Source organism: bacterium, assembly GCA_021372775.1.
Classification (GTDB): domain Bacteria; phylum Acidobacteriota; class Polarisedimenticolia; order J045; family J045; genus JAJFTU01.
In genome coordinates, this window is the sequence record JAJFTU010000004.1 from 1 (window position 1) to 2,278 (window position 2,278).

3 protein-coding genes are annotated in these 2,278 nt (G+C 74.1%); 1 reads left to right on the top strand and 2 read right to left on the bottom strand.

The annotated features are described in order from the left end of the window. Both LLG88_00175 and LLG88_00180 read right to left on the bottom strand, forming a co-directional pair. Nucleotides 1-560, bottom strand: a 560-nt coding sequence (locus LLG88_00175) for a 3'-5' exonuclease (protein ID MCE5245329.1), incomplete at its 3' end; no start/stop codon positions are given. Nucleotides 561-585: 25 nt separating this feature from the next. Continuing rightward, nucleotides 586-1,200, bottom strand: a complete 615-nt coding sequence (locus LLG88_00180; protein ID MCE5245330.1) for a hypothetical protein — start codon at nucleotides 1,198-1,200, stop codon at nucleotides 586-588. 28 nt (nucleotides 1,201-1,228) lie between these two features. On the opposite strand from LLG88_00180, the gene LLG88_00185 reads away from it, so the two are divergent. Then, nucleotides 1,229-2,278 (top strand): SpoIIE family protein phosphatase (locus LLG88_00185; protein ID MCE5245331.1); only part of this gene is annotated, 1,050 nt, incomplete at its 3' end.

A 2,278-nucleotide genomic window follows, 5' to 3' on the forward strand; every position in this document is an offset into this window, starting at 1 on the left:
TTCAGCAGCGCGACGAGCAGGTCGGCCTGATGGCGCGCGTCGGCGTCGGCGCGGTGCAGCGTCGCCTCGTCCTGCAGGGCGAGGCCGAGCGCGGGGACGATCCGCTCCTTGTTCGTCTCGTCCCACGGCACGCGCAGCACGCCCATCGCCAGCGACTTCGTGTCGATCGCGTTGTAGCCGAACGGGTTCGCGACGCCGGTCCAGGCGAAGTACCAGTTCACGTACATCCAGTCGAACGGCGCGTTGTGGCCGACGAAGACCGCCTTGCTCCCCGGGAGCTTCGTCGCCTCGACGAAGGCCACGAGCCGCCGCAGCGCCTCGGCCGGCTCCAGGCCCTCGCGGCCCAGCCGCTCCAGGTCGAGGCCGTGGACCTTGTTCGCGCCCGGGTCGCTGCCGGCGAAGGCGGGGCGCAGTTCGACGTAGAACGACTCCCCGACCTCGAACGTCCCCTCGCCGCGCGGGAAGACCGGCACGGCGCCGAGCGAGACAAGATTGAAGAGGCCGGGGACCGGCCCCGAGGCCTCGACGTCGATCGAGTAGTAGGTGCGCTTGGCGTTCATGCGTGCCTCCTCGCGGCCGGCCCGTTCAGGGCGCGCGCCGCGGCGCGTCGATCGTGCGGTGCGCGGCGCGGAAGAGCAAGCCGTGGAGCGCGAGCGCGCCGGCGCGCTGCAGCCAGAACGCCGCGCGCCGCGCCCGCCAGCCCGAAGCGCCGGCGCCGAGCAGCGCGTCGAGCCGCGCCGCGGCGCCGAACAGCGCGCCGCCGCCCCGCGACCACGCCGCCGCGGCGAGCGCGTAGAGCCGCGCCGGCGCTCCGGCCAGCGAGCGCGCGCCGCGCGGGAAGACGACCGCCTCGGCCACGCCGACGACGTCCTCCGGAGGGACCGTCCAGCCGTCGAGCGCCGCGAGCGCGTCCCCCTTGGTGCGCAGCGCCGCGCCGCTCCGGCCGACGACGCGGTGGGCGACGAGCGCGCGCCCGCGGAAGAAGACCGCCACGTCGCCGAAGCGGGGCGTCCGCCGCCGCCAGCGCAGCCGCTCGCCGCCGACGAGCAGCGGCGCCATCGAGCGCGTCGCGTCGGAGACGTCGATCTCCCCCGCCGCGAGCCCGGCCACGGCCGCGCGCAGCAGTTCGAAGGCGGCCGCCTCGCGCGCGCCGCCGCCGATTTCTCCTTCGCCGCCGCCGGTCCGTCCGGGCAAATCCATTATCCTCAGCCTCTCGCGAGGGGCGCCGATGATCGACTACCGCAAAACGTACCACACGCTGCAGCGCGCGCTGCAGAGCATCGAGGAGAGCGCCGAGACCAAGGAGTCGCTCTCGGTCATCCTCGAGGCGCTCGTCCGCGGCGCCGGCTCCTCGCTCGGCATCACCGGCGGGCGGCTCTACCGCCGCGACGACGCCAAGGCGGCCTACGTGCTCGAGTCGTCGCTCGGCTCGCCGCGCGTCGCCGCCGGCTTCGAGGTGCCGGCCTCCTATCCGCCGGTGCGGCGGCTGCGCGAGGAAGGGCTCGTCTTCAGCGAGGAGGGGGACCCGGAGTTCGACCCGCACATCGAGCGGCGGGTCGGCGTGCGCCGCTTCGCCGCGCTGGGGATCGGCGAGCGGGCCGAGCACATGATCGCCTTCACGATGGCCGACGACGTCGATCCGCGGCAGGCGGTCTACATCCTCGGCACGATCCGCCACGTCGTGAACCTCAAGATGATCGCCGGCGCGCTGCTGCACGACGTCGCCGAGGCGCGGCGGATCCAGACGAGCCTGCTTCCGGCCAAGCCGCCGACGTTCCACGACTTCCAGTTCGCCGCCCGCACCGTGCCGGCCGAGGCGGTCGGCGGCGACGCCTACGACTTCCTGCCGCTCTCCCCCGACACGATCGGCATCTCCGTCGTCGACTCCTGCGGCCACGGCCTTCCCGCGGCGCTGATGGCGCGCGACGTCGTCACCGGGCTGCGGGTGGCCCTCGACGTGCAGTACCGCGCGGTCCGCGCGATCGAGAAGGTCAACCGCGTCGTGGCCCGCGCGGCGCTGACCAGCCGCTTCACCTCGCTCTTCTACGCCGAGCTCGACTCGTCGGGCACGATGCTCTACTGCAACGCGGGGCATCCGCCCGCCCTCTTCTGGCGCGAGGGCAAGATCAAGCGCCTGAGCCGCGGCGGGATCGTCCTCGGCGTCGAGCCGGACGCGGGGTACGAGCGGGACTTCGAGGACTTCGTCCCCGGCGCGACGCTCGTGCTCTACTCCGACGGGATCACCGAGGCGGAGACGAAGCGCGGCGGCTTCTTCGGC